General features: G+C 70.2%; 15 protein-coding genes. 8 read left to right on the top strand and 7 right to left on the bottom strand.

Translation table 11 applies throughout. The features are described 5' to 3' along the window. Positions 1-438: 438 nt before the first annotated feature. Both ACIRP7_RS11230 and ACIRP7_RS11225 read right to left on the bottom strand, forming a co-directional pair. Positions 439-1,287, bottom strand: a complete 849-nt coding sequence (locus ACIRP7_RS11230) for an ABC transporter permease (RefSeq protein ID WP_403656477.1) — start codon at positions 1,285-1,287, stop codon at positions 439-441. Next, on the bottom strand, positions 1,284-2,294 hold the full coding sequence (locus tag ACIRP7_RS11225; protein WP_403656474.1) for an ATP-binding cassette domain-containing protein: 1,011 nt from the start codon (positions 2,292-2,294) through the stop codon (positions 1,284-1,286). Before ACIRP7_RS11225 ends, ACIRP7_RS11230 begins: the two co-directional genes overlap by 4 nt. Before the next feature lie 109 nt (positions 2,295-2,403). On the opposite strand from ACIRP7_RS11225, the gene ACIRP7_RS11220 reads away from it, so the two are divergent. Beyond that, positions 2,404-3,384, top strand: coding sequence for an NAD(P)H-quinone oxidoreductase (locus tag ACIRP7_RS11220; protein WP_403656472.1), 981 nt, complete (start codon positions 2,404-2,406; stop codon positions 3,382-3,384). A 16-nt stretch (positions 3,385-3,400) separates the two neighbouring features. On the opposite strand, the gene ACIRP7_RS11215 is transcribed toward ACIRP7_RS11220, so the two are convergent. Beyond that, complete coding sequence (locus tag ACIRP7_RS11215; protein WP_403656469.1) at positions 3,401-4,069, bottom strand: hypothetical protein; 669 nt, start codon at positions 4,067-4,069, stop codon at positions 3,401-3,403. A gap of 136 nt (positions 4,070-4,205) precedes the next feature. Here ACIRP7_RS11215 and ACIRP7_RS11210 point away from each other — a divergent pair, with 136 nt between their 5' ends. Together ACIRP7_RS11210 and ACIRP7_RS11205 are read left to right on the top strand one after the other, a co-directional pair. After that, the gene (locus ACIRP7_RS11210; RefSeq protein WP_352387303.1) at positions 4,206-4,748 is read left to right on the top strand and encodes a bacterial proteasome activator family protein; all 543 of its coding nucleotides are present in this window, start codon (positions 4,206-4,208) and stop codon (positions 4,746-4,748) included. A gap of 443 nt (positions 4,749-5,191) precedes the next feature. Beyond that, the gene (locus ACIRP7_RS11205; protein WP_403656465.1) at positions 5,192-6,766 is read left to right on the top strand and encodes a protein kinase; all 1,575 of its coding nucleotides are present in this window, start codon (positions 5,192-5,194) and stop codon (positions 6,764-6,766) included. Between the two features lie 101 nt (positions 6,767-6,867). Here the strand turns inward: ACIRP7_RS11205 and ACIRP7_RS11200 are convergent, their stop codons facing one another. Beyond that, positions 6,868-8,037: a phosphotransferase gene (locus ACIRP7_RS11200; protein WP_403656462.1), complete on the bottom strand. Its 1,170-nt coding sequence runs from the start codon at positions 8,035-8,037 to the stop codon at positions 6,868-6,870. A gap of 584 nt (positions 8,038-8,621) precedes the next feature. Here ACIRP7_RS11200 and pdhA point away from each other — a divergent pair. Genes pdhA through ACIRP7_RS11185 form a run of 3 tightly spaced genes read left to right on the top strand, consistent with a single transcriptional unit; the run spans position 8,622 to position 12,266 of the window. Then, positions 8,622-9,770, top strand: a complete 1,149-nt coding sequence (gene pdhA / locus ACIRP7_RS11195) for a pyruvate dehydrogenase (acetyl-transferring) E1 component subunit alpha (RefSeq protein ID WP_403656459.1) — start codon at positions 8,622-8,624, stop codon at positions 9,768-9,770. A 2-nt stretch (positions 9,771-9,772) separates the two neighbouring features. Beyond that, complete coding sequence (locus ACIRP7_RS11190; protein WP_403656456.1) at positions 9,773-10,765, top strand: alpha-ketoacid dehydrogenase subunit beta; 993 nt, start codon at positions 9,773-9,775, stop codon at positions 10,763-10,765. A gap of 10 nt (positions 10,766-10,775) precedes the next feature. Continuing rightward, the gene (locus tag ACIRP7_RS11185) at positions 10,776-12,266 is read left to right on the top strand and encodes a dihydrolipoamide acetyltransferase family protein (RefSeq protein ID WP_403656453.1); all 1,491 of its coding nucleotides are present in this window, start codon (positions 10,776-10,778) and stop codon (positions 12,264-12,266) included. Between the two features lie 87 nt (positions 12,267-12,353). On the opposite strand, the gene ACIRP7_RS11180 is transcribed toward ACIRP7_RS11185, so the two are convergent. Continuing rightward, on the bottom strand, positions 12,354-13,310 hold the full coding sequence (locus tag ACIRP7_RS11180; RefSeq protein WP_403656450.1) for a Bro-N domain-containing protein: 957 nt from the start codon (positions 13,308-13,310) through the stop codon (positions 12,354-12,356). A gap of 179 nt (positions 13,311-13,489) precedes the next feature. Then, complete coding sequence (locus ACIRP7_RS11175; protein ID WP_403657122.1) at positions 13,490-14,326, bottom strand: D-alanyl-D-alanine carboxypeptidase family protein; 837 nt, start codon at positions 14,324-14,326, stop codon at positions 13,490-13,492. A 281-nt stretch (positions 14,327-14,607) separates the two neighbouring features. Between ACIRP7_RS11175 and ACIRP7_RS11170 the strand changes: the two genes are divergently transcribed. Next, positions 14,608-15,270, top strand: a complete 663-nt coding sequence (locus ACIRP7_RS11170) for a GntR family transcriptional regulator (protein ID WP_403656447.1) — start codon at positions 14,608-14,610, stop codon at positions 15,268-15,270. Then, a complete protein-coding gene (locus ACIRP7_RS11165) occupies positions 15,267-16,562 on the top strand; it encodes a nitrate/nitrite transporter (protein ID WP_403656444.1) in 1,296 nt (431 codons plus the stop codon). Before ACIRP7_RS11170 ends, ACIRP7_RS11165 begins: the two co-directional genes overlap by 4 nt. Positions 16,563-16,614: 52 nt before the next feature. Here the strand turns inward: ACIRP7_RS11165 and ACIRP7_RS11160 are convergent, their stop codons facing one another. Further along, positions 16,615-17,439 (bottom strand): maleylpyruvate isomerase family mycothiol-dependent enzyme, encoded by an 825-nt coding sequence (locus ACIRP7_RS11160; RefSeq protein ID WP_403656441.1) that lies wholly within the window; start codon positions 17,437-17,439, stop codon positions 16,615-16,617. Positions 17,440-17,587 lie beyond the last annotated feature (148 nt).

Raw genomic sequence — 17,587 nt, 5'->3', positions numbered from 1 at the left:
ACGTCCGCCCGTTTCCGCAGGACTGAGTACGCTCCGGAACGCGGATCTGGTCATTTGCGGTTGTACAGCCGCATGGTGATCGGTCCGAAGACCGCGACGAACAGGGCCGCCCACCCGGGCGATCAGGTGGTTTCGTGGGTGGGCCGGTCGCCGGTCGTCTGTTTGCGCGAGGGCCGAGGACAGATGGGCATCCGACGTCCGCCCGTTTCCGCAGGACTGAGTACGCTCCGGAACGCGGATCTGGTCATTTGCGGTTGTACAGCCGCATGGTGATCGGTCCGAAGACCGCGACGTACAGGGCCGCCCACCCGGGCGATCAGGTGGTTTCGTGGGTGGGCCGGTCGCCGGTCGTCCGTTTGCGCGAGGGCCGAGGACAGATGGGCATCCGACGTCCGCCCGTTTCCGCAGGACTGAGTACGCTCCGGAACGCGGATCTGGTCATTTGCGGTTGTACAGCCGCATGGTGATCGGTCCGAAGACCGCGACGAACAGGGCCGCCCACCCCAGCGACCAGGCGATCTCGTCGGCGGGCCAGTCGCCCGCCATCAGTTCGCGTACGGCCGAGGACAGATGGGTGATCGGGCTGTTGTTGACGAAGGCCTGGAGCCAGCCCGGCATCGTGCGAGGGTCGACGAAGACGTTGGACAGGAAGGTCAGCGGGAAGATCACTATCATGCTGACGCCCATCACCGACTTCTCGGTGCGCAGCAGCAGCCCGAACATCGTCCAGATCCACGAGAACGCGAACGAGAAGACGACCAACAGCGCGATCCCGGCGACCACACCGCCGATCCCGCCGTCCGGGCGGTAGCCCAGGATCACGCCGACGGTGAGCATCACGACGGACGCGATCGTGTACCGCAGGGCGTCGCCGAGCAGATAGCCGACCATCACCGACGGCCGCCAGATCGGCAGCGAGCGGAAGCGGTCGAAGACGCCCTTCTCGATGTCGGTGTTGACCGAGACACCGGTGTACATCGTGATCATCACGACCGACATCACCAGGATGCCCGGCAGCAGGAACTGGATGTACTCCTCCGGGGACCCGGCCAGGGCGCCCCCGAACAGGTACGTGTACATCAGCACCATCATGATCGGGAACGCGGTGACGTCGAAGAGCTGCTCCGGCACGTGCTTGATCTTGAGGATCGCCCGCCAGCCGAAGGTCAGCGAGGCCGACAGCGCGCTCGGGCGCGGCGGCCGCTCCCCGGTGACCAGCAGCGCGGCCAGCGACTCGGCGCTGACGGGGGCGAGGTCCTGGACCTCGGTCTGGGTGACGGTGCTCATCCCGTGATCTCCTCGGTGTCCTGGGCGTCCTGGGCGTCCTGCGTGTCGTGTCCGGTGAGGGCGAGGAACACCTCGTCCAGGCTGGGCTGGCCGAGCGAGAAGTTGTCGACCGTGATGCCGGTGCGGGCCAGTTCGGCGAGGGCGCGGGAGGCCTGTTCGGCGGCCGTGTCACCGGCTGCCGTGGCGAGCCGTGCGGTCAGCGCGACCGAGTCCGGTTCCAGCTGCACCTCGGCGTCCAGGGCCCGCCGTAGGATCTCCGCCGCCTCCGGCCGCTGCCCGCCGTCCCGCAGGCGCAGATGTACGGTCCCGGCGCCCACGGAGGCCTTCAGCTCACCCTTGGTGCCCTCGGCGATCACCCGGCCGTGGTCGATGACGGCGATCCGGGAGGCCAGCTGGTCGGCCTCGTCCAGATACTGCGTGGTCAGCAGCACGGTGGTGCCCTGGGCGACGACCGCGCGCACGATGTCCCAGACCTGGTTACGGCTGCGCGGATCGAGGCCGGTGGTGGGTTCGTCGAGGAAGAGCAGCTCGGGGGTGTTGAGGATGGACGCGGCGATGTCGATACGGCGCCGCATACCGCCGGAGTAGTGCTTGACCTGCTTTCCGGCCGCCTCCGAGAGACCGAAGGCCTCCAGGAGCTGCCCGGCGCGCTCGCGTGCCGCCTTCTTGTGGTGGCCCAGGAGACGGCCCAGCAGGACCAGGTTCTCGGTGCCGGTGAGATCCTCGTCGACGGAGGCGTACTGGCCGGTGAGGCTGACGCGGCCGCGGACCTCGTCGGCCTCGCGGACGATGTCGTGGCCGAAGACGTGGGCCTCGCCGCCGTCGGGCCGCAGGAGAGTGGCGAGCATTTTCACGGTGGTGGTCTTGCCGGCGCCGTTGGGGCCGAGGACGCCGTAGACCGTGCCGGCCGGCACCGCGAGGTCGACTCCGTCGACGGCCCTGGTCTCGCCGAACGTTTTCACCAGGCCTGCGGTCTCGATGGCCAGGTCCGACGTGTGCTGGCTCATGGTGGGTGTCCTTCCGCGTACTCGGGCTACGCATGGGGAGACCTTTACCGTCGCGCGAACTCATCGGTGGTGCACGGACTTTTTCCGGGCGGGGAGTAGCGTCGAGCGCATGCATGCGATCACGATTCCCGAACCCGGTGGACCCGAGGCGCTGGTCTGGAGCGAGGTGCCGGACCCCGTGGCCGGCGAGGGCGAGGTGCTGGTCGAGGTGGTGGCCGGGGCCGTCAACCGCGCCGACATCCTGCAACGCCAGGGCTTCTACAACCCCCCGCCCGGCGCCTCCCCCTATCCCGGCCTGGAGTGCTCCGGGCGGATCGCCGAGATCGGCCCCGGTGTCTCCGGCTGGGCCGTCGGCGACGAGGTGTGCGCGCTGCTCGCGGGCGGCGGATATGCCGAGAAGGTCGCCGTACCGGCCGGGCAGCTGCTGCCCGTGCCCAAGGGCATCGACCTGAAGCGGGCGGCCGCGCTGCCCGAGGTGGTCTGCACGGTCTGGTCGAACGTCTTCATGGTCGCCCACCTGCGCCCCGGCGAGACCCTGCTGGTGCACGGCGGCTCCAGCGGCATCGGCACCATGGCGATCCAGCTCGCGAAGGCCGTGGGCGCCCAGGTCGCGGTGACCGCGGGCACGCAGGAGAAGCTGGACCGCTGCGCCGAGCTCGGCGCGGACGTCCTGATCAACTACCGCGAGCAGGACTTCGTCGAGGAGGTCGGGAAGGCCACCGACGGGGCGGGTGCCGACGTCATCCTCGACAACATGGGCGCGAAGTACCTCGACCGCAACGTCAACGCCCTCGCCGTCAACGGACGGCTCGCGATCATCGGCATGCAGGGCGGTGTCAAGGGCGAACTGAACATCGCCACGCTGCTGAACAAGCGCGCCGCGATCAGCGCGACCTCACTGCGGGCGCGGCCGCCGGCCGAGAAGACGGCGATCGTGGCGGCCGTACGCGAGCATGTGTGGCCGCTGCTGGACGCCGGCCACATCCGTCCCGTCGTCGACCGCGAGATCCCGATGAGCGACGCGGCCGCCGCGCACCGGGTCGTCGAGGAGAGCGGTCACATCGGCAAGGTCCTGCTGGTCGCCTCCTAGGAGTTCCGGTACGGCCCTACGAGCGCCGTATCCGCAGTGCGAACAGGCCGAGCCCGAGCCCCAGTCCGACCAGCACCAGCCCGGTGCCGAGCGGCAGGATGAACACCTTGGTCCCGGCCACGGGCCGCACCGCGGGACGGGACGGCCGTGCCGCGGCGGTCTGCGGGGGCGGCTTCGACACGGCGGTGAGGCCGTCGTCCCCGGCATCGGTCGCCGTGGACTGCGTACCGTCCGCCTCCGCCTCCGCCTCCGCCTCCGGCTCCTCCCGCCGCCCCGGCCGCTCCCGGCCCTCACCCGCACGGCTTCCCGCACGGGAGGGGGTGGCGGCCGAGGGGGAGGGGGCGAGGGAGGCCGAGGGCGAGACGCGCTCCGGGCCGTGCCCGCGCGGGGCACCGGAGGAGACGGAGTGCCGCGATTCACGAGCCGGCTTCGGGCTCGACGGGCGGCCGGAGGGGGCGGCCGACGTGTCGTGCGGCGGGGTCCCGGTGGCGTACGGCCGTACGGGCTTCCGCAGGGTCTCGTGGGCCGGCACCGAGCCCGGTGACCGCGTGGCGGCGGCGGACGTGCTCGCCGTCGGGACGGGGCGCGTCGGCTCGGCGCCGTACGCCCGGTCGGCCTGCGGCAGGACCGTCGCGCTCGCGCCCACCACGATCGCCAGTACTGTCGCGCGCAGCCAGAGAGTCACGGGACAAGACTGGCATTTCGCCAGAGGACCGGCATTCCGGGTGACTCCATGGGGGCGATTCCCTCCGGGAGCGGTGGATCAGCACACAGTGGGGGCACCCCAGTGGTGAGGTGTAAAGGTGCGAGAGAATGGCGGCATGGAGATGCCGAGGAACGAAGGTTCGCCGGAAAGTCCCCAGATCCTGGTCGTGGGCCAGGACGGGATGGCACTGGGCGGCGGGGGTGACGACGACTCCCGGGAGGTCCCGGTGACGGAGATGGTCGAGCAGCCCGCGAAGGTCATGCGGATCGGCAGCATGATCAAGCAGCTGCTCGAAGAAGTGCGCGCGGCTCCTCTCGACGAGGCCAGCCGGGCTCGGCTCAAGGAGATCCACGCCAGCTCCGTGAAGGAGCTGGAGGACGGTCTGGCCCCCGAGCTCGTGGAGGAGCTGGAGCGGCTCTCCCTGCCCTTCAATGAGGACGTGACCCCGAGCGACGCGGAACTGCGCATCGCGCAGGCCCAGTTGGTGGGCTGGCTCGAGGGACTCTTCCACGGGATCCAGACCACCCTGTTCGCCCAGCAGATGGCCGCGCGGGCCCAGCTGGAGTCCATGCGCCGCGCCCTCCCGCCGGGCGTCGGCGGCCAGGAGGACGGCGGTGACCCGCGCGCGGGCGGCCGCTCGGGCGGACCGTACCTGTAACCCCCGACCAGGAAGGGCCCGGCAGTCGACGCTGCCGGGCCCTTCATCTCGCCGCTGGAAAGCCGCCGCTGGAAAGCCGCCGCTGGAGAGGCGTGGGTGAAGCGTCGTGATGGGCAGCCGCCGGAGGGAAACCGCTGGTCGGAAACGCTCGTTCGGGTTCTTCTTCGTGAGTTTGGCCACGGAGTCCGTTCCGCCGTCCCGGCGGACGCGGTGCCCGTTCCGTGACCGTACGCGAAAGAAAGGTCGTGCGGGCGTTACAGCTGCCCTACGGCCGGTACACAGAATGTGCACGCCGAGACGTAGTACAGGGGGGACGGCCGGTCCGTCTCGGGCCGGTCCCCGGGCTCATCCCGGACCGGCGGCTTGCGTGAAGGCTGTAGCGTGGCCGACGGAGACCGTAACAACACCGCGCGCACCGCGGGCAGAAACGACGGCGAGGACCGATGGCACAGCAGCAGCGCGCTCAGGGCCCGTCCGACCCCGAGGCGACTGGCGGCGGAATGTCAGATGCGCCGGAGCTGTGGGGTAACGGCGGACTGGTGGGGGACGGCCGGTATCGGCTGACCCGCAGACTCGGCCGGGGCGGTATGGCCGAGGTGTTCGCGGCCGAGGACGTACGGCTCGGCCGCACCGTGGCGGTCAAGCTGCTGCGCGCCGACCTTGCCGAGGACCCGATCTCCAAGGCCCGCTTCACGCGTGAGGCCCAGTCCGTGGCCGGCCTCAACCACCACGCGATCGTCGCCGTGTACGACTCCGGCGAGGACTTCGTGGGCGGCCAGTCGGTGCCGTACATCGTCATGGAGATCGTCGAGGGACGGACGATCCGGGATCTGCTGCTCAACGCCGAGGCGCCGGGCCCAGAGCAGGCCCTGATCATCGTCTCCGGGGTCCTGGAGGCGCTCGCCTACTCGCACCAGCACGGCATCGTGCACCGCGACATCAAGCCCGCCAACGTGATCATCACGCACAACGGCGCGGTCAAGGTGATGGACTTCGGCATCGCGCGCGCCCTGCACGGCGCGTCCACGACGATGACGCAGACCGGCATGGTCATGGGCACCCCGCAGTACCTCTCCCCGGAGCAGGCCCTCGGCAAGGCCGTCGACCACCGCTCCGACCTGTACGCGACGGGCTGTCTGCTGTACGAACTCCTCGCCCTGCGGCCGCCGTTCACCGGCGAGACCCCGCTGTCCGTCGTCTACCAGCACGTCCAGGACATCCCGACGCCCCCGTCGCAGGTCTCCGAAGCCGTCCCGCCGGAGCTGGACGGCCTGGTCATGCGCTCGCTCGCCAAGGAGCCGGACGACCGCTTCCAGACCGCCGAGGAGATGCGCGGGCTCGTCCAGTACGGGCTGCAGATGCTGTACGACCAGGGCGGCCACACCGGCACCTGGAACACCGGCCCGGTGACGGCGCACGACGGCCGCGGCACGCCCGCCGCGGGCTTCGCGAGCACCAGCGTGCTGCCGCACCCCGGCGCCGCCTCCGGCACCACCCAGATCCCGCAGCAGATCCTGCCCTCCGGTTACGGCGGCGGGGACGAAGGCGGCTTCGAGGGACACGGCAACCGGGGCAGCGGCCGCGGCAAGCTGTGGATCCTCGCCGTCCTGGCGGTGATCGCCGTCGCGGCGGGCGTCGCCCTGGCGCTGAAGGGCGGCGGCGGTGGCGGGAGCAGTGGCGGCACCGGCAGCTCCGTGTCGCCGACCACCTCGCGGACCACCGACGAGCAGACGGCCAGCGAGACGCCGAGCGACCAAGCGACGAGCCAGGAGACCGACACGTCCACGAACGACAACGGCAGCTCGGGCGGCTCCGGCTACACGCCGTCCTACACGCCGTCGTACACGCCCTCCTACACGCCGTCGCCCTCGGCGACGCAGCCGTCCGAGACGGCGACGCAGCCGTCCGACACGCCGGAGCCCACCGACACGCCGGAGCCCACCGACACGGGACAGCCGACCGGTGGCGGTGGTCTCGTCGGGGGCGCGGGCGGTGGCGACGGCGGAGGCGACTCCTAGACCGACCGCTGGTAGACCGACCGCTGGCCGACCGCGACGCCTCACGCGCGCGTGGCCCCGGAAAGGGGCGCCACGCGCGCGTGTTGTTTGCGGCCCCCGTGTCAGCCCGCGAACGCGTCGCACACCGCGTCGTACTCCCGCGTCCACCACACCACCAGCGCGGAGGACGCCGGGAACTGGGGGTCCGCGCGGGTGTCGCCGCGTTCGTAGTGCCAGCGCAGCATCCAGAAGTCGTTGAGACGCTCCCACCACACGCGGTGCACGGCCGCCGCGAGTTCCGAGGGCGTGGCTCCCGCCGTACGCCGGTACGCGCGCGCGTAGGCCCGCGTCTTCGGCAGGTCGAGCGTCCCCGCGGGCCGTACGAAGAAGATCGCGGCGGCGCGTACGGCCTCCTCGGCGCGGGGCTTCACGCCGAGTCGGTCCCAGTCGACGATCGCGGCGGGGGCGTCGCCCCGGTAGAGCAGGTTGAAGGGGTGGAAGTCCCCGTGCACCCACCCCACCGGCCCGCTGTGCGGAGGCCGCCGTCCCACGTGCTGTTCGAGCAGCGCCCGCCGCTCCAGGAGCCGGTGCCGGGCCAGCTCGTCGAAGGAGTCGGCGGGCCGGTGCCGGCGCACGCGCGCGAGGAGGTCGTCGATGAGGGCGAACGTGGCGGCGGGGTCGGCACCGGTGTCGACGGGGTTCGCATCGACGAGGTTCGCCTCGCGGGGCGCGGTCCCCGAGGCCTCCCGGGTCCCGGCGGCCTCTGCGGTCTCGGCGTCCTGGCCGGGCGGCGGCAGGTGCGGCCCGGCGGGCGGGGCGCCCCCGTCGGTTCGTGCGCCCCCGTCTGCCCGCGCACCCTTTTCCGCCCGCTCGCGACCCTGCCGCGGCATGACCCGCTCCAGACTCGCGTGCACCACACCCAGCAGCGCCCCGAGCCGGCCGCACTGCTCGGCGGTGAGCTGGGCGCCGTGCCGGTGGCGGCCTTCGATCCAAGGGTGGAGGGCGTAGGCATGGCCGCCGACGACCGCGACCGTGCGGCCGTCGTGCGCGGGGAAGGGCGGGGCGACCGGGACGCCGAGGGCGGCCAGGCGCTCGGTGGCGCGGTGCTGGCGGGCGATCGCCTCGGGGGCGGCCGTCTCGGGATCGAAGTGGTGCTTGAGGAAGTAGCGGCCGCGGGTCGTGCGGAGCCGGTAGCCGCGGTTGAGCAGGCCCTGGTCGACGGGATCGCAGGCGAGAGCGGATCCGGCGGCGTACTGCCGAAGAAGGGCGCCCAGCGGGGGCGCGTGAGGCATGAGGGGTGGTACAGGAGAGCGCGGCACGCGCCAGATGCTAGGGCAGAAGTCGGCCCTGTGAGCTGGGCGTTGTCACAGGCAGTCACAGAGCGCCACAGTAAGTCGCGGTCGGTCTCCTTCGGTCGCCGGGGCGTCCTGTCCGTCGGATACGCGGGCCTCGAACGCCCGAAGGGCGCCGGCCGGAATGCGATCTCAAGGCCGGCGAGGAGAACGCCGAAGAGAACGCCGAGGAGAAATACCCCGATTTCTTCTTCCCGGGCCCTCGGCAAGTCGGCCACGGAAACCCTTCCGGTGACCTGGGTCGACGGGATAACGTGCCGTTGCTCCGGCCTCCTGCAAGGCTGTGACCAGCGCCCCTTCGATCCTTTTCCGATTTACTTGGAAATCCAAGCAAAATCCCAGGTCAAAGGGGGTTTCACAGAAATGTGGAGCACTGGGTAACGTGATTCTTGCAGGGCGCTCGCCGGGGCACCTGTCACGCCTGTTCCGGCCGAGTGACACCCACCCCGTGCACGGGGGCGGAACAGGTGAGCCGCACTGGTACACCCGGCAACCCCGGGGGCCGGACCGACGGAGGAGCACACGTGACCGTGGAGAGCACTGCCGCGCGCAAGCCGCGACGCAGCGCCGGGACGAGGAAGTCCCCGAGCACCAAGCCCGAACTGGTTCAGCTGTTGACGCCCGAGGGCAAGCGCGTCAAGAACGCCGAGTACGACAAGTACGTCGCCGACATCACCCCCGAAGAGCTCCGCGGCCTGTACCGCGACATGGTGCTCACCCGTCGCTTCGACGCCGAGGCCACCTCCCTGCAGCGCCAGGGCGAACTGGGCCTGTGGGCCTCGCTGCTCGGCCAGGAGGCCGCCCAGATCGGATCGGGACGGGCGCTGCGCGACGACGACTACGTCTTCCCGACCTACCGCGAGCACGGCGTGGCCTGGTGCCGCGGGGTCGACCCCACCAACCTGCTCGGCATGTTCCGCGGGGTGAACAACGGCGGCTGGGACCCGAACAGCAACAACTTCCACCTCTACACGATCGTCATCGGCTCCCAGACGCTGCACGCCACGGGCTACGCGATGGGCGTCGCCAAGGACGGCGCCGACTCCGCGGTCATCGCGTACTTCGGCGACGGTGCCTCCAGCCAGGGCGACGTGGCCGAATCGTTCACCTTCTCCGCGGTCTACAACGCCCCGGTCGTGTTCTTCTGCCAGAACAACCAGTGGGCCATCTCCGAGCCGACCGAGAAGCAGACCCGCGTACCGCTGTACCAGCGCGCGCAGGGCTTCGGCTTCCCGGGAGTGCGGGTCGACGGCAACGACGTGCTCGCGTCGCTGGCCGTCACCAAGTGGGCGCTGGAGCGGGCCCGCGCGGGTGAGGGGCCGACGCTCGTCGAGGCGTACACCTACCGGATGGGCGCCCACACCACCTCCGACGACCCGAGCAAGTACCGGGCCGACGAGGAGCGCGAGGCGTGGGAGGCCAAGGACCCGATCCTGCGCCTTCGCCGGTACCTGGAGGCCGCAAACCACGCGGACGAGGGATTCTTCGCGGAACTGGAGACCGAGTCCGAGGCGTTGGGCAGGCGAGTGCGTGAGGCGGTCCGTGCCATGCCGGACCCGGACCGTTTCGCCATCTTCGACCACGCGTACGCGGACGGGCATGCGCTGGTCGATGAGGAGCGGGCCGGTTTCGCCGCCTACCAGGCGTCGTTCGCGGATGGGGAAGGGGCCTGATCATGGCGGAGACGGTGACATTCAAGAACATGGCTCTGGCCAAGGCGATCAACGAGTCGCTGCGGCGGGCCCTGGAGACCGACCCCAAGGTCCTGGTGATGGGCGAGGACGTCGGCAAACTCGGCGGCGTCTTCCGGGTCACCGACGGCCTCCAGAAGGACTTCGGCGAGGACCGGGTCGTCGACACCCCGCTCGCGGAGTCCGGCATCGTCGGCACCGCGATCGGCCTGGCCCTGCGCGGCTACCGGCCGGTGGTGGAGATCCAGTTCGACGGGTTCGTGTTCCCGGCCTACGACCAGATCGTCACCCAGCTGGCGAAGATGCACGCCCGGTCGCTCGGCAAGGTCAAGATGCCGGTCGTCGTCCGTATCCCCTACGGCGGCGGCATCGGCGCGGTGGAACACCACTCGGAGTCCCCGGAGGCGCTGTTCGCGCACGTGGCGGGGCTGAAGGTGGTCTCGCCGTCGAACGCGTCGGACGCGTACTGGATGATGCAGCAGGCCATCCAGAGCGACGACCCGGTGATCTTCTTCGAGCCCAAGCGGCGCTACTGGGACAAGGGCGAGGTCAACACCGAGGCCATCCCCGGCCCGCTGCACAAGGCGCAGGTGGTCCGTGAGGGCACCGATGTCACCCTGGTCGCCTACGGCCCGATGGTGAAGCTGTGCCAGGAGGTCGCGGACGCGGCCGCCGAGGAGGGCAAGTCGCTGGAGGTGCTGGACCTGCGCTCCGTCTCGCCCCTGGACTTCGACACGATCCAGGCCTCGGTGGAGAAGACGCGGCGGCTGGTGGTGGTGCACGAGGCGCCGGTGTTCTTCGGCTCCGGCGCGGAGATCGCCGCCCGGATCACCGAGCGGTGCTTCTACCACCTGGAGGCGCCGGTGCTGCGGGTGGGCGGCTACCACGCCCCCTATCCGCCGGCGCGTCTGGAGGACGAGTACCTGCCGGGCCTGGACCGGGTGCTGGATGCCGTCGACCGCTCGCTGGCGTACTGAGGAGAGGGCCGTGACGACGATGACGGATGCGTCCGTACGTGAGTTCAAGATGCCCGACGTGGGCGAGGGCCTGACCGAGGCGGAGATCCTCAAGTGGTACGTCCAGCCCGGCGACACGGTCACCGACGGGCAGGTGGTGTGTGAGGTGGAGACGGCCAAGGCGGCCGTCGAGCTGCCCATCCCCTACGACGGGGTGGTGCGCGACCTGCGCTTCCCCGAGGGCACCACGGTCGACGTGGGCACCGCGATCATCGCCATCGACGTGAGCGGCGGGGCCGCCCCCGCGGCCCCGGAGACGGCGGAGACGCCGGCCGAGGCTTCTGAGGCCGCCGCGGCTCCCGCTCCCGCCCCCGCTCCCGAGAAGAAGCCGGAGGGCACGGGCCGTCAGCCGGTCCTGGTCGGTTACGGCGTGGCCGTCTCCTCGACCAAGCGCCGCCCCCGCAAGGGCCCCGAACTGCCTGTCCAGCAGGCTTCGGTGGCGATCCAGACCGAGCTGAACGGCCATGGCCCGGCCGTCGTGGACCCGGCCCCGGCAGCCCCGGCGCCCACCGCGTCGGCCGTCACCGCGTCGGCCGCAGCCGTGCAGTCGCGTCCGCTGGCCAAGCCGCCGGTGCGCAAGCTGGCCAAGGACTTGGGCGTCGACCTCAGCACGGTGATCCCGTCCGGCCCGGACGGAATCATCACCCGCGAGGACGTCCACGCGGCCGTCGCCCCGGCCGAGGCGCCCGCGCCGGCCACGCAGGCCCCGGCGACACAGTTCCCGGCGGTCCCGGCGGCGCCCGCCGCCTCGTACGACGCGGCCCGCGAGACCCGTATCCCCGTCAAGGGCGTCCGCAAGGCCACCGCCCAGGCGATGGTCGGCTCCGCGTTCACCGCCCCGCACGTCACGGAGTTCGTGACGGTGGACGTCACCCGCACCCTGAAGCTGGTCGAGGAGCTCAAGCAGGACAAGGACTTCGCGGGCCTGCGCGTGAACCCGCTCCTGCTGATCGCCAAGGCCCTCCTGGTGGCGATCAAGCGGAACCCGGACGTCAACGCGTCCTGGGACGAGGCGAACCAGGAGATCGTCCTCAAGCACTACGTCAACCTGGGCATCGCCGCGGCCACCCCCCGTGGCCTGATCGTCCCGAACATCAAGGACGCCCACACCAAGGCGCTGCCCCAACTCGCCCAGGAACTCGGCGAACTGGTGGCCACTGCCAAGGAGGGCCGTACCAGCCCCACCGCCATGCAGGGCGGCACGGTGACCATCACCAACGTCGGCGTCTTCGGCGTCGACACCGGCACCCCGATCCTGCCGCCCGGCGAGTCCGCGATCCTCGCCGTCGGCGCGATCAAGCTCCAGCCCTGGGTCCACAAGGGCAAGGTCAAGCCCCGCCAGGTCACCACCCTGGCCCTCAGCTTCGACCACCGCCTGATCGACGGGGAGCTGGGTTCCAAGGTCCTCGCCGACGTGGCCGCGATCCTGGAACAGCCGAAGAAACTCATCACCTGGGCGTGACCCGCGCGCGGCGGGTACGTTGTCCAACACTGAAGGGACGGCCGCAAGTTTGGTTTGCGGCCGCCCCTTCAGTCATTCACGGGTCGGTCAGGACCGGTTGAGCACGTACACCGGAGCCCCGTCCTCCGACGCGCCCTGAGAGCGGATGCAGGCGTGCTTGCGCAGCAGCCGCAGGCATTCGTTGACGCGGTGCACGGACAGTCCGGTCCGGGCCGCGATCGATTCGAGCGGCCGCCGCAGCTCCCCCTCCTCCACGAGGACCGGCGCGATGACCACGGCCACGGTCCAGACGTCCTCCGTCACGGACAACCGACGGCGCCAGTCCGCCAGAACGGACTCCGTCGTCGGTGGAGCGGACACGTCTTGGGTGGGTGCCGGGCGTTCGAGGACCAGGGAGTCGAGCCGGTCCGCGATGCGTTCCATGGCCAGAGCCATGGTCTGCTGGGCGGTGAGGGCGGCACGCTGCGTCTCCAGGATCTCCTCCTGCAACGCGAGCAACCTGTGCTGGGAGACCGCGAGCTGTTCGTCCGCCTGGAGGTTGCGTTCCTCAAGCCGGACGATGGCCTCGGCGACCTGCTCAGGCATGGCGTATGCGATGGGTGCGCCCGGTTCAAAGGGCTGCACCTCGGCCTCTTGGAGAGTGTAGGAACCCTCTCGCTGGACGGTCTCGATCACCTCGGCGGCCCACTGCTTGAAAGGAGCACAGGAGGGCTTGGTGCAGGCGTTGACGAGCAGGATCAGACCTTGGAGCGAGATGACATTCAGGTCTCGCCGCCACTCTCTACCTGCGGGAACGCTGAGACCGTAACCTCCAGTTAGGGTCTCAAGAATGTCTCGGTGGTCTTCCGGGACGTGGTCGGAGAGTGCCTTCTGCGTATTGGTGTGCCCCAGCTGCTTGCACACGTCCACCGCCGGAAACCAGTGGTTCCCGTCCGGCATGGTCAGTCGTCGAATCCGGTGCCCGGTCGCCGCGTAGACGAAGTCACCGATGTCGATCGCCTCATGCCTCTTGCCCGCCTCGGGCCGCTTGCTCGGTTCGTTCATGTGAACCACCTCCGCAGCGGAACCTAGGGCTGAGAAGATCGGATATGCCAACTGACGTAACGGTATTCACCAATGCGAGGTAAATACCCTGGTTTCGCTTGCGTCCGACCCCTGGAATCCTGGCATGGCGAAGGGGCCTGCCATTGACGCGATGGCAGGCCCCTTGTGGAATGTCGATGTCAGCCGACCGTCGCGAAGCCGTAGTTGAGGAGCTTCTTCGCGTCCGTCTCGCGCTGGGTGATCGAGGTGGAGGCGAGGACCGTGCCGATAATGGTCTTGCCGTTGCGGGTGGCGGCGAAGACGAGGCAGTACTTGGCCTCGGGCCCCGAGCCGGTCTTCACGCCGATGGTGCCGCTGTAGCTGCTGAGCAGACCGTTCGTGTTGGTCCAGGTCGCCATCGTGCGGGTGGAGCCCGTCTTGGTGATGGTCTTCGCCGTGTACTTCTTCGTCTTCACGACCGTGCGGAAGGTGGAGTTCTTCATCGCGCTGCTGGCGATCTTCGTCAGGTCGCGCGGCGTCGAGTAGTTGTTGCCGTTGCCGATGCCGTCGAACGAGTCGAAGTGCGTGTTCCGCAGACCAAGTGCCGTGGCGGCACTGTTCATCTTGCCGACGAACGACTTCACGCGCGCGGCTCGCGTCGAGCCGGTGCCGTACGTGTCGGCGAGCGCGTACGCGGCGTCGCAGCCCGACGGCAGCATCAGGCCGTACAGCAGCTGACGGACGGTGACCTTGTCGCCGACGATGAGGTGCGCCTGAGAGGCGTTGTTCGCGACGACGTAGTCGCTGTACGCCTTCTGGATCGTGACCTTCTTGTCCAGGTTCAGGTTCGACTGCGCGAGCACGACCTTCGCGGTCATGATCTTGGTGGTGGAGCCCGTGGAACGCTTGGTGTCCGCCGCCTTGGTGAACAGCGTCTTCGCGTTCGCGTTGTTCATGACGTAGCCGCCCTTGGCCACGATCGAGGGCGCCGTGGCGGCCTGTGCCGGCGCGGCGACCAGGGCGCCGGTCGCGAGCATGGCGCCCGCGGTGACGGTGACCGCGGTGGCTCTGCGGAAGCGGCTGCCCTTGGTACCTGTGATGGCGGTAATCAACTGAAAATACCCCGATTGCGTTGAATGCCCCTGAGGTGCGGCCGAGTTGAGGGGGGGAAAGAGGGCCGCACGCATGAGACACGTATGTAGCACGAATGGTTGTGGGGTGAAGTGGCCAGGGTTGACTTCTGTGACCTCGTTGGTACACGCGGGTCCGCATACTGGACGGATACTCCACGCGTACGTGTTGTATCTATGCTGTCGGCATGACCACTCAGGGGACGTTGACCGCGAAACAGCCCCCCGCCGCCGATCGCGTCTACGCGCACGTCAAGCAGAGTGTCCTGGACCGCCGTTACGAGGGCGGGACGCTGCTCACCGAGGGCGAGCTCGGGGAGGCCGTCGGAGTCTCTCGTACGCCCGTGCGGGAGGCGCTGCTGCGCCTCGAGGTCGAGGGGCTGATCAAGCTTTACCCGAAAAAGGGAGCGCTGGTCCTGCCCGTCTCCGCGCAGGAGATCGCCGACGTCGTCGAGACCCGGCAGCTGGTCGAGGGGCACGCCGCCCGCAAGGCCGTACCCGCGTCCCCGCAGCTCATCGCCCGCCTGGAGGAACTGCTGGCGCGGCAGAAGGAGCAGGCCGCCGCCGGCGATTTGGCCGGCGCCGCCGTCACCGACCGCTGTTTCCACGCCGAGATCGTGCGCAGCGGCGGCAACGAGATCCTCAGCCGGCTCTACGACCAGCTCCGCGACCGCCAGCTCAGGATGGGCGTCGCCGTCATGCACGCCCACCCGGACCGCATCACCAAGACGCTCACCGAGCACGAGCAGATCCTCGACGCACTGCGCTCCGGCGACGCGGAGGCGGTCGTACATCTGATCCACGGGCATGTCGAGTGGTTCTCCCACCTCGCCCGGGGTGAGGTCCGATGAGCCACACCAGGCTCCCCGGCGACCCACCGGGCGGCCGGCGCGCGATGGCCGTGTGGGGCATCGGCGTCTCCGTCTACTTCGTCGCGGTCATCTTCCGTACGTCCCTCGGGGTGGCCGGCCTCGACGCGGCCGAACGTTTCCATGTCAACGCCTCGGCCCTGTCGACCTTCTCGATCCTCCAGCTCCTGGTCTACGCCGGGATGCAGATACCGGTCGGTCTGCTCGTGGACCGGCTCGGCACCAAGAAGGTGCTGACGCTCGGCGTGGTGCTCTTCACGGCCGGGCAGCTCGGCTTCGCGTTCTCACCGTCGTACGGCACCGCCCTCGCCTCGCGCGCCCTGCTCGGCTGCGGCGACGCGATGACCTTCATCAGCGTGCTGCGGCTGGGCACCCGCTGGTTCCCGGCCCGGCGCGGACCGCTGGTCGCGCAGCTCGCCGGGCTCGCCGGTATGGCGGGCAACCTGGTCTCCACACTGGTCCTCGCCCGGCTGCTGCACGGCGTCGGCTGGACGGCCGCCTTCGCGGGCAGCTCGCTGGCCGGTGTGGTGGTGCTGGTCCTGCTGCTGCTCTTCCTCAAGGACCACCCCGAGGGACAGGAGCCCGGGCCCTTCCCGCACCAGGGAGCGGCCTACGTGCGACGCCAGATCGCCGCGTCCTGGCGGGAACCCGGCACCCGGCTCGGCCTGTGGGTGCACTTCACGACGCAGTTCCCGGCGATGGTGTTCCTGCTGCTGTGGGGCCTGCCGTTCCTCGTCGAGGCGCAGGGCCTGTCCCGCGCGACGGCGGGCGAACTGCTCACCCTGGTCGTGCTGTCCAACATGGTCGTCGGTCTGGTCTACGGCCAGGTCGTCGCCCGGCACCACGGGGCGCGGCTGCCGCTCGCGCTCGGGACCGTGGGGGCGACGGCGCTGCTGTGGGCGACCACGCTGGCCTACCCCGGCGAGCGCGCGCCGATGTGGCTGCTGATCGTGCTGTGCGTGGTGCTCGGCTCGTGCGGACCGGCGTCGATGCTCGGCTTCGACTTCGCGCGGCCGGCGAACCCGCCGGAGCGGCAGGGCACCGCGTCCGGCATCACCAACATGGGCGGGTTCGTCGCCTCGATGACCACCCTGTTCGCCGTCGGTGTGCTCCTGGACGCGACCGGCGACAACTACACCGTGGCCTTCTCCTCCGTCTTCGTGCTCCAGGCGCTCGGCGTCAGCCAGATCCTGCGGCTGCGCGGACGGGCGGCCCGGCGGGAGCGGGAGCGGCTGGTGGCCAGCCGCGTGGAGACGGTCCACGTGCCCGCCTGAACCGACGTCGGCGCGCGGTCGGCACCCCCTCCGGGACGGGCCCCGTCACGCGCTACCGCGTCACCGTGAAGTTCCGCAGGATCGCCGACGTCAGCTCCGGGTCGCCCTCCGCCTTCACCCGGTCCGCCACCGCGTCCACGCTCACCCGGCCGCAGGCCAGGCGGACGTACGTCTCCCAGTCGAGGCTGAGAGCGGCGGCCGGCCCGAGAGCGGGGACGGTCTCCAGGGTGCCGCGACCCTGGATGTCGACGCGGATGGTGCGCAGGAACTCGACGGGACCGTGGACGTCGAAGACGACCGCCGAACTGCGGGGCGCCTCGGCCTTGACGGCCACGACGTCGGGGAGCGCGCCGAGCAGGACGTCACGGGCGATGTGCGCGCCGGGGGAGTCCAGGTTGCCGGGCCGGCCCAGGGCGGTGCGCAGGTCCTGCTCGTGCACCCACACGTCGAAGGCGTGCTGGCGCATGGAGTCCGCGAGGGTCAGTTCGGTTCCGAGCGGGCCGCGCACCTTAGTGCCGGGGTCGCGGGACTCGTTCCGCAGCTGACGGTTGCGGCGGATGATGACGTACTCCAGCTCGGAGGTCATCTCCGGCGCCGTGTGGTGACGGCGGACGTCGACCTGCATCTCCATGTACCGCTGATGTTCGTTGGTGACGTGGAAGAGGTCGCGCGGGAGGGAGTGGATGGGGCGCGGGTCGCCCAGCATCTCGCAGTCCAGGCCGATGACATGAGACACCACGTCCCTCACCGACCAGCCGGGGCAGGGGGTGCGGCGATTCCACTCTCCCTCCACGAGGGGGTTCACCAGCTCGGATATCGCGTCGATGGAGTCGGTCCAGGCGTCGGCGTAGGGCTGGAGGGTGGGATGCAGACTCACGGAACGGGACCCCTCGGCGGTCGGAGCACGGGCTGGTGATGGCGTCGTTGCCAGTGGAGGTGGTGGCTGTCGGCGGGTGTCTTGAGACGCTAAGTTACGCTGCTGTGAGGCACCCCGGCAGTGCTTTCGTGTGACGATCGTAGGCCCG

Origin of the sequence: Streptomyces sp. NPDC102270, assembly GCF_044766405.1 — a bacterium.
Classification (GTDB): domain Bacteria; phylum Actinomycetota; class Actinomycetes; order Streptomycetales; family Streptomycetaceae; genus Streptomyces.
The sequence above is the reverse complement of the archived record's forward strand: the minus strand, read 5'-3'. Positions and strand labels throughout refer to the sequence as shown.

What these genes read in the sequence shown, in the direction of transcription:
- ACIRP7_RS11230 (WP_403656477.1), bottom strand. Translation starts at nt 1,287, where the DNA reads ATGAGCACCGTCACCCAGACCGAGGTCCAGGACCTCGCCCCCGTCAGC.
- ACIRP7_RS11225 (WP_403656474.1), bottom strand. Translation starts at nt 2,294, where the DNA reads ATGAGCCAGCACACGTCGGACCTGGCCATCGAGACCGCAGGCCTGGTG.
- ACIRP7_RS11220 (WP_403656472.1), top strand. Translation starts at nt 2,404, where the DNA reads ATGCATGCGATCACGATTCCCGAACCCGGTGGACCCGAGGCGCTGGTC.
- ACIRP7_RS11210 (WP_352387303.1), top strand. Translation starts at nt 4,206, where the DNA reads ATGGAGATGCCGAGGAACGAAGGTTCGCCGGAAAGTCCCCAGATCCTG.
- ACIRP7_RS11205 (WP_403656465.1), top strand. Translation starts at nt 5,192, where the DNA reads ATGGCACAGCAGCAGCGCGCTCAGGGCCCGTCCGACCCCGAGGCGACT.
- ACIRP7_RS11200 (WP_403656462.1), bottom strand. Translation starts at nt 8,037, where the DNA reads ATGCCTCACGCGCCCCCGCTGGGCGCCCTTCTTCGGCAGTACGCCGCC.
- ACIRP7_RS11190 (WP_403656456.1), top strand. Translation starts at nt 9,773, where the DNA reads ATGGCGGAGACGGTGACATTCAAGAACATGGCTCTGGCCAAGGCGATC.
- ACIRP7_RS11180 (WP_403656450.1), bottom strand. Translation starts at nt 13,310, where the DNA reads ATGAACGAACCGAGCAAGCGGCCCGAGGCGGGCAAGAGGCATGAGGCG.
- ACIRP7_RS11175 (WP_403657122.1), bottom strand. Translation starts at nt 14,326, where the DNA reads ATGCTCGCGACCGGCGCCCTGGTCGCCGCGCCGGCACAGGCCGCCACG.
- ACIRP7_RS11170 (WP_403656447.1), top strand. Translation starts at nt 14,608, where the DNA reads ATGACCACTCAGGGGACGTTGACCGCGAAACAGCCCCCCGCCGCCGAT.
- ACIRP7_RS11165 (WP_403656444.1), top strand. Translation starts at nt 15,267, where the DNA reads ATGAGCCACACCAGGCTCCCCGGCGACCCACCGGGCGGCCGGCGCGCG.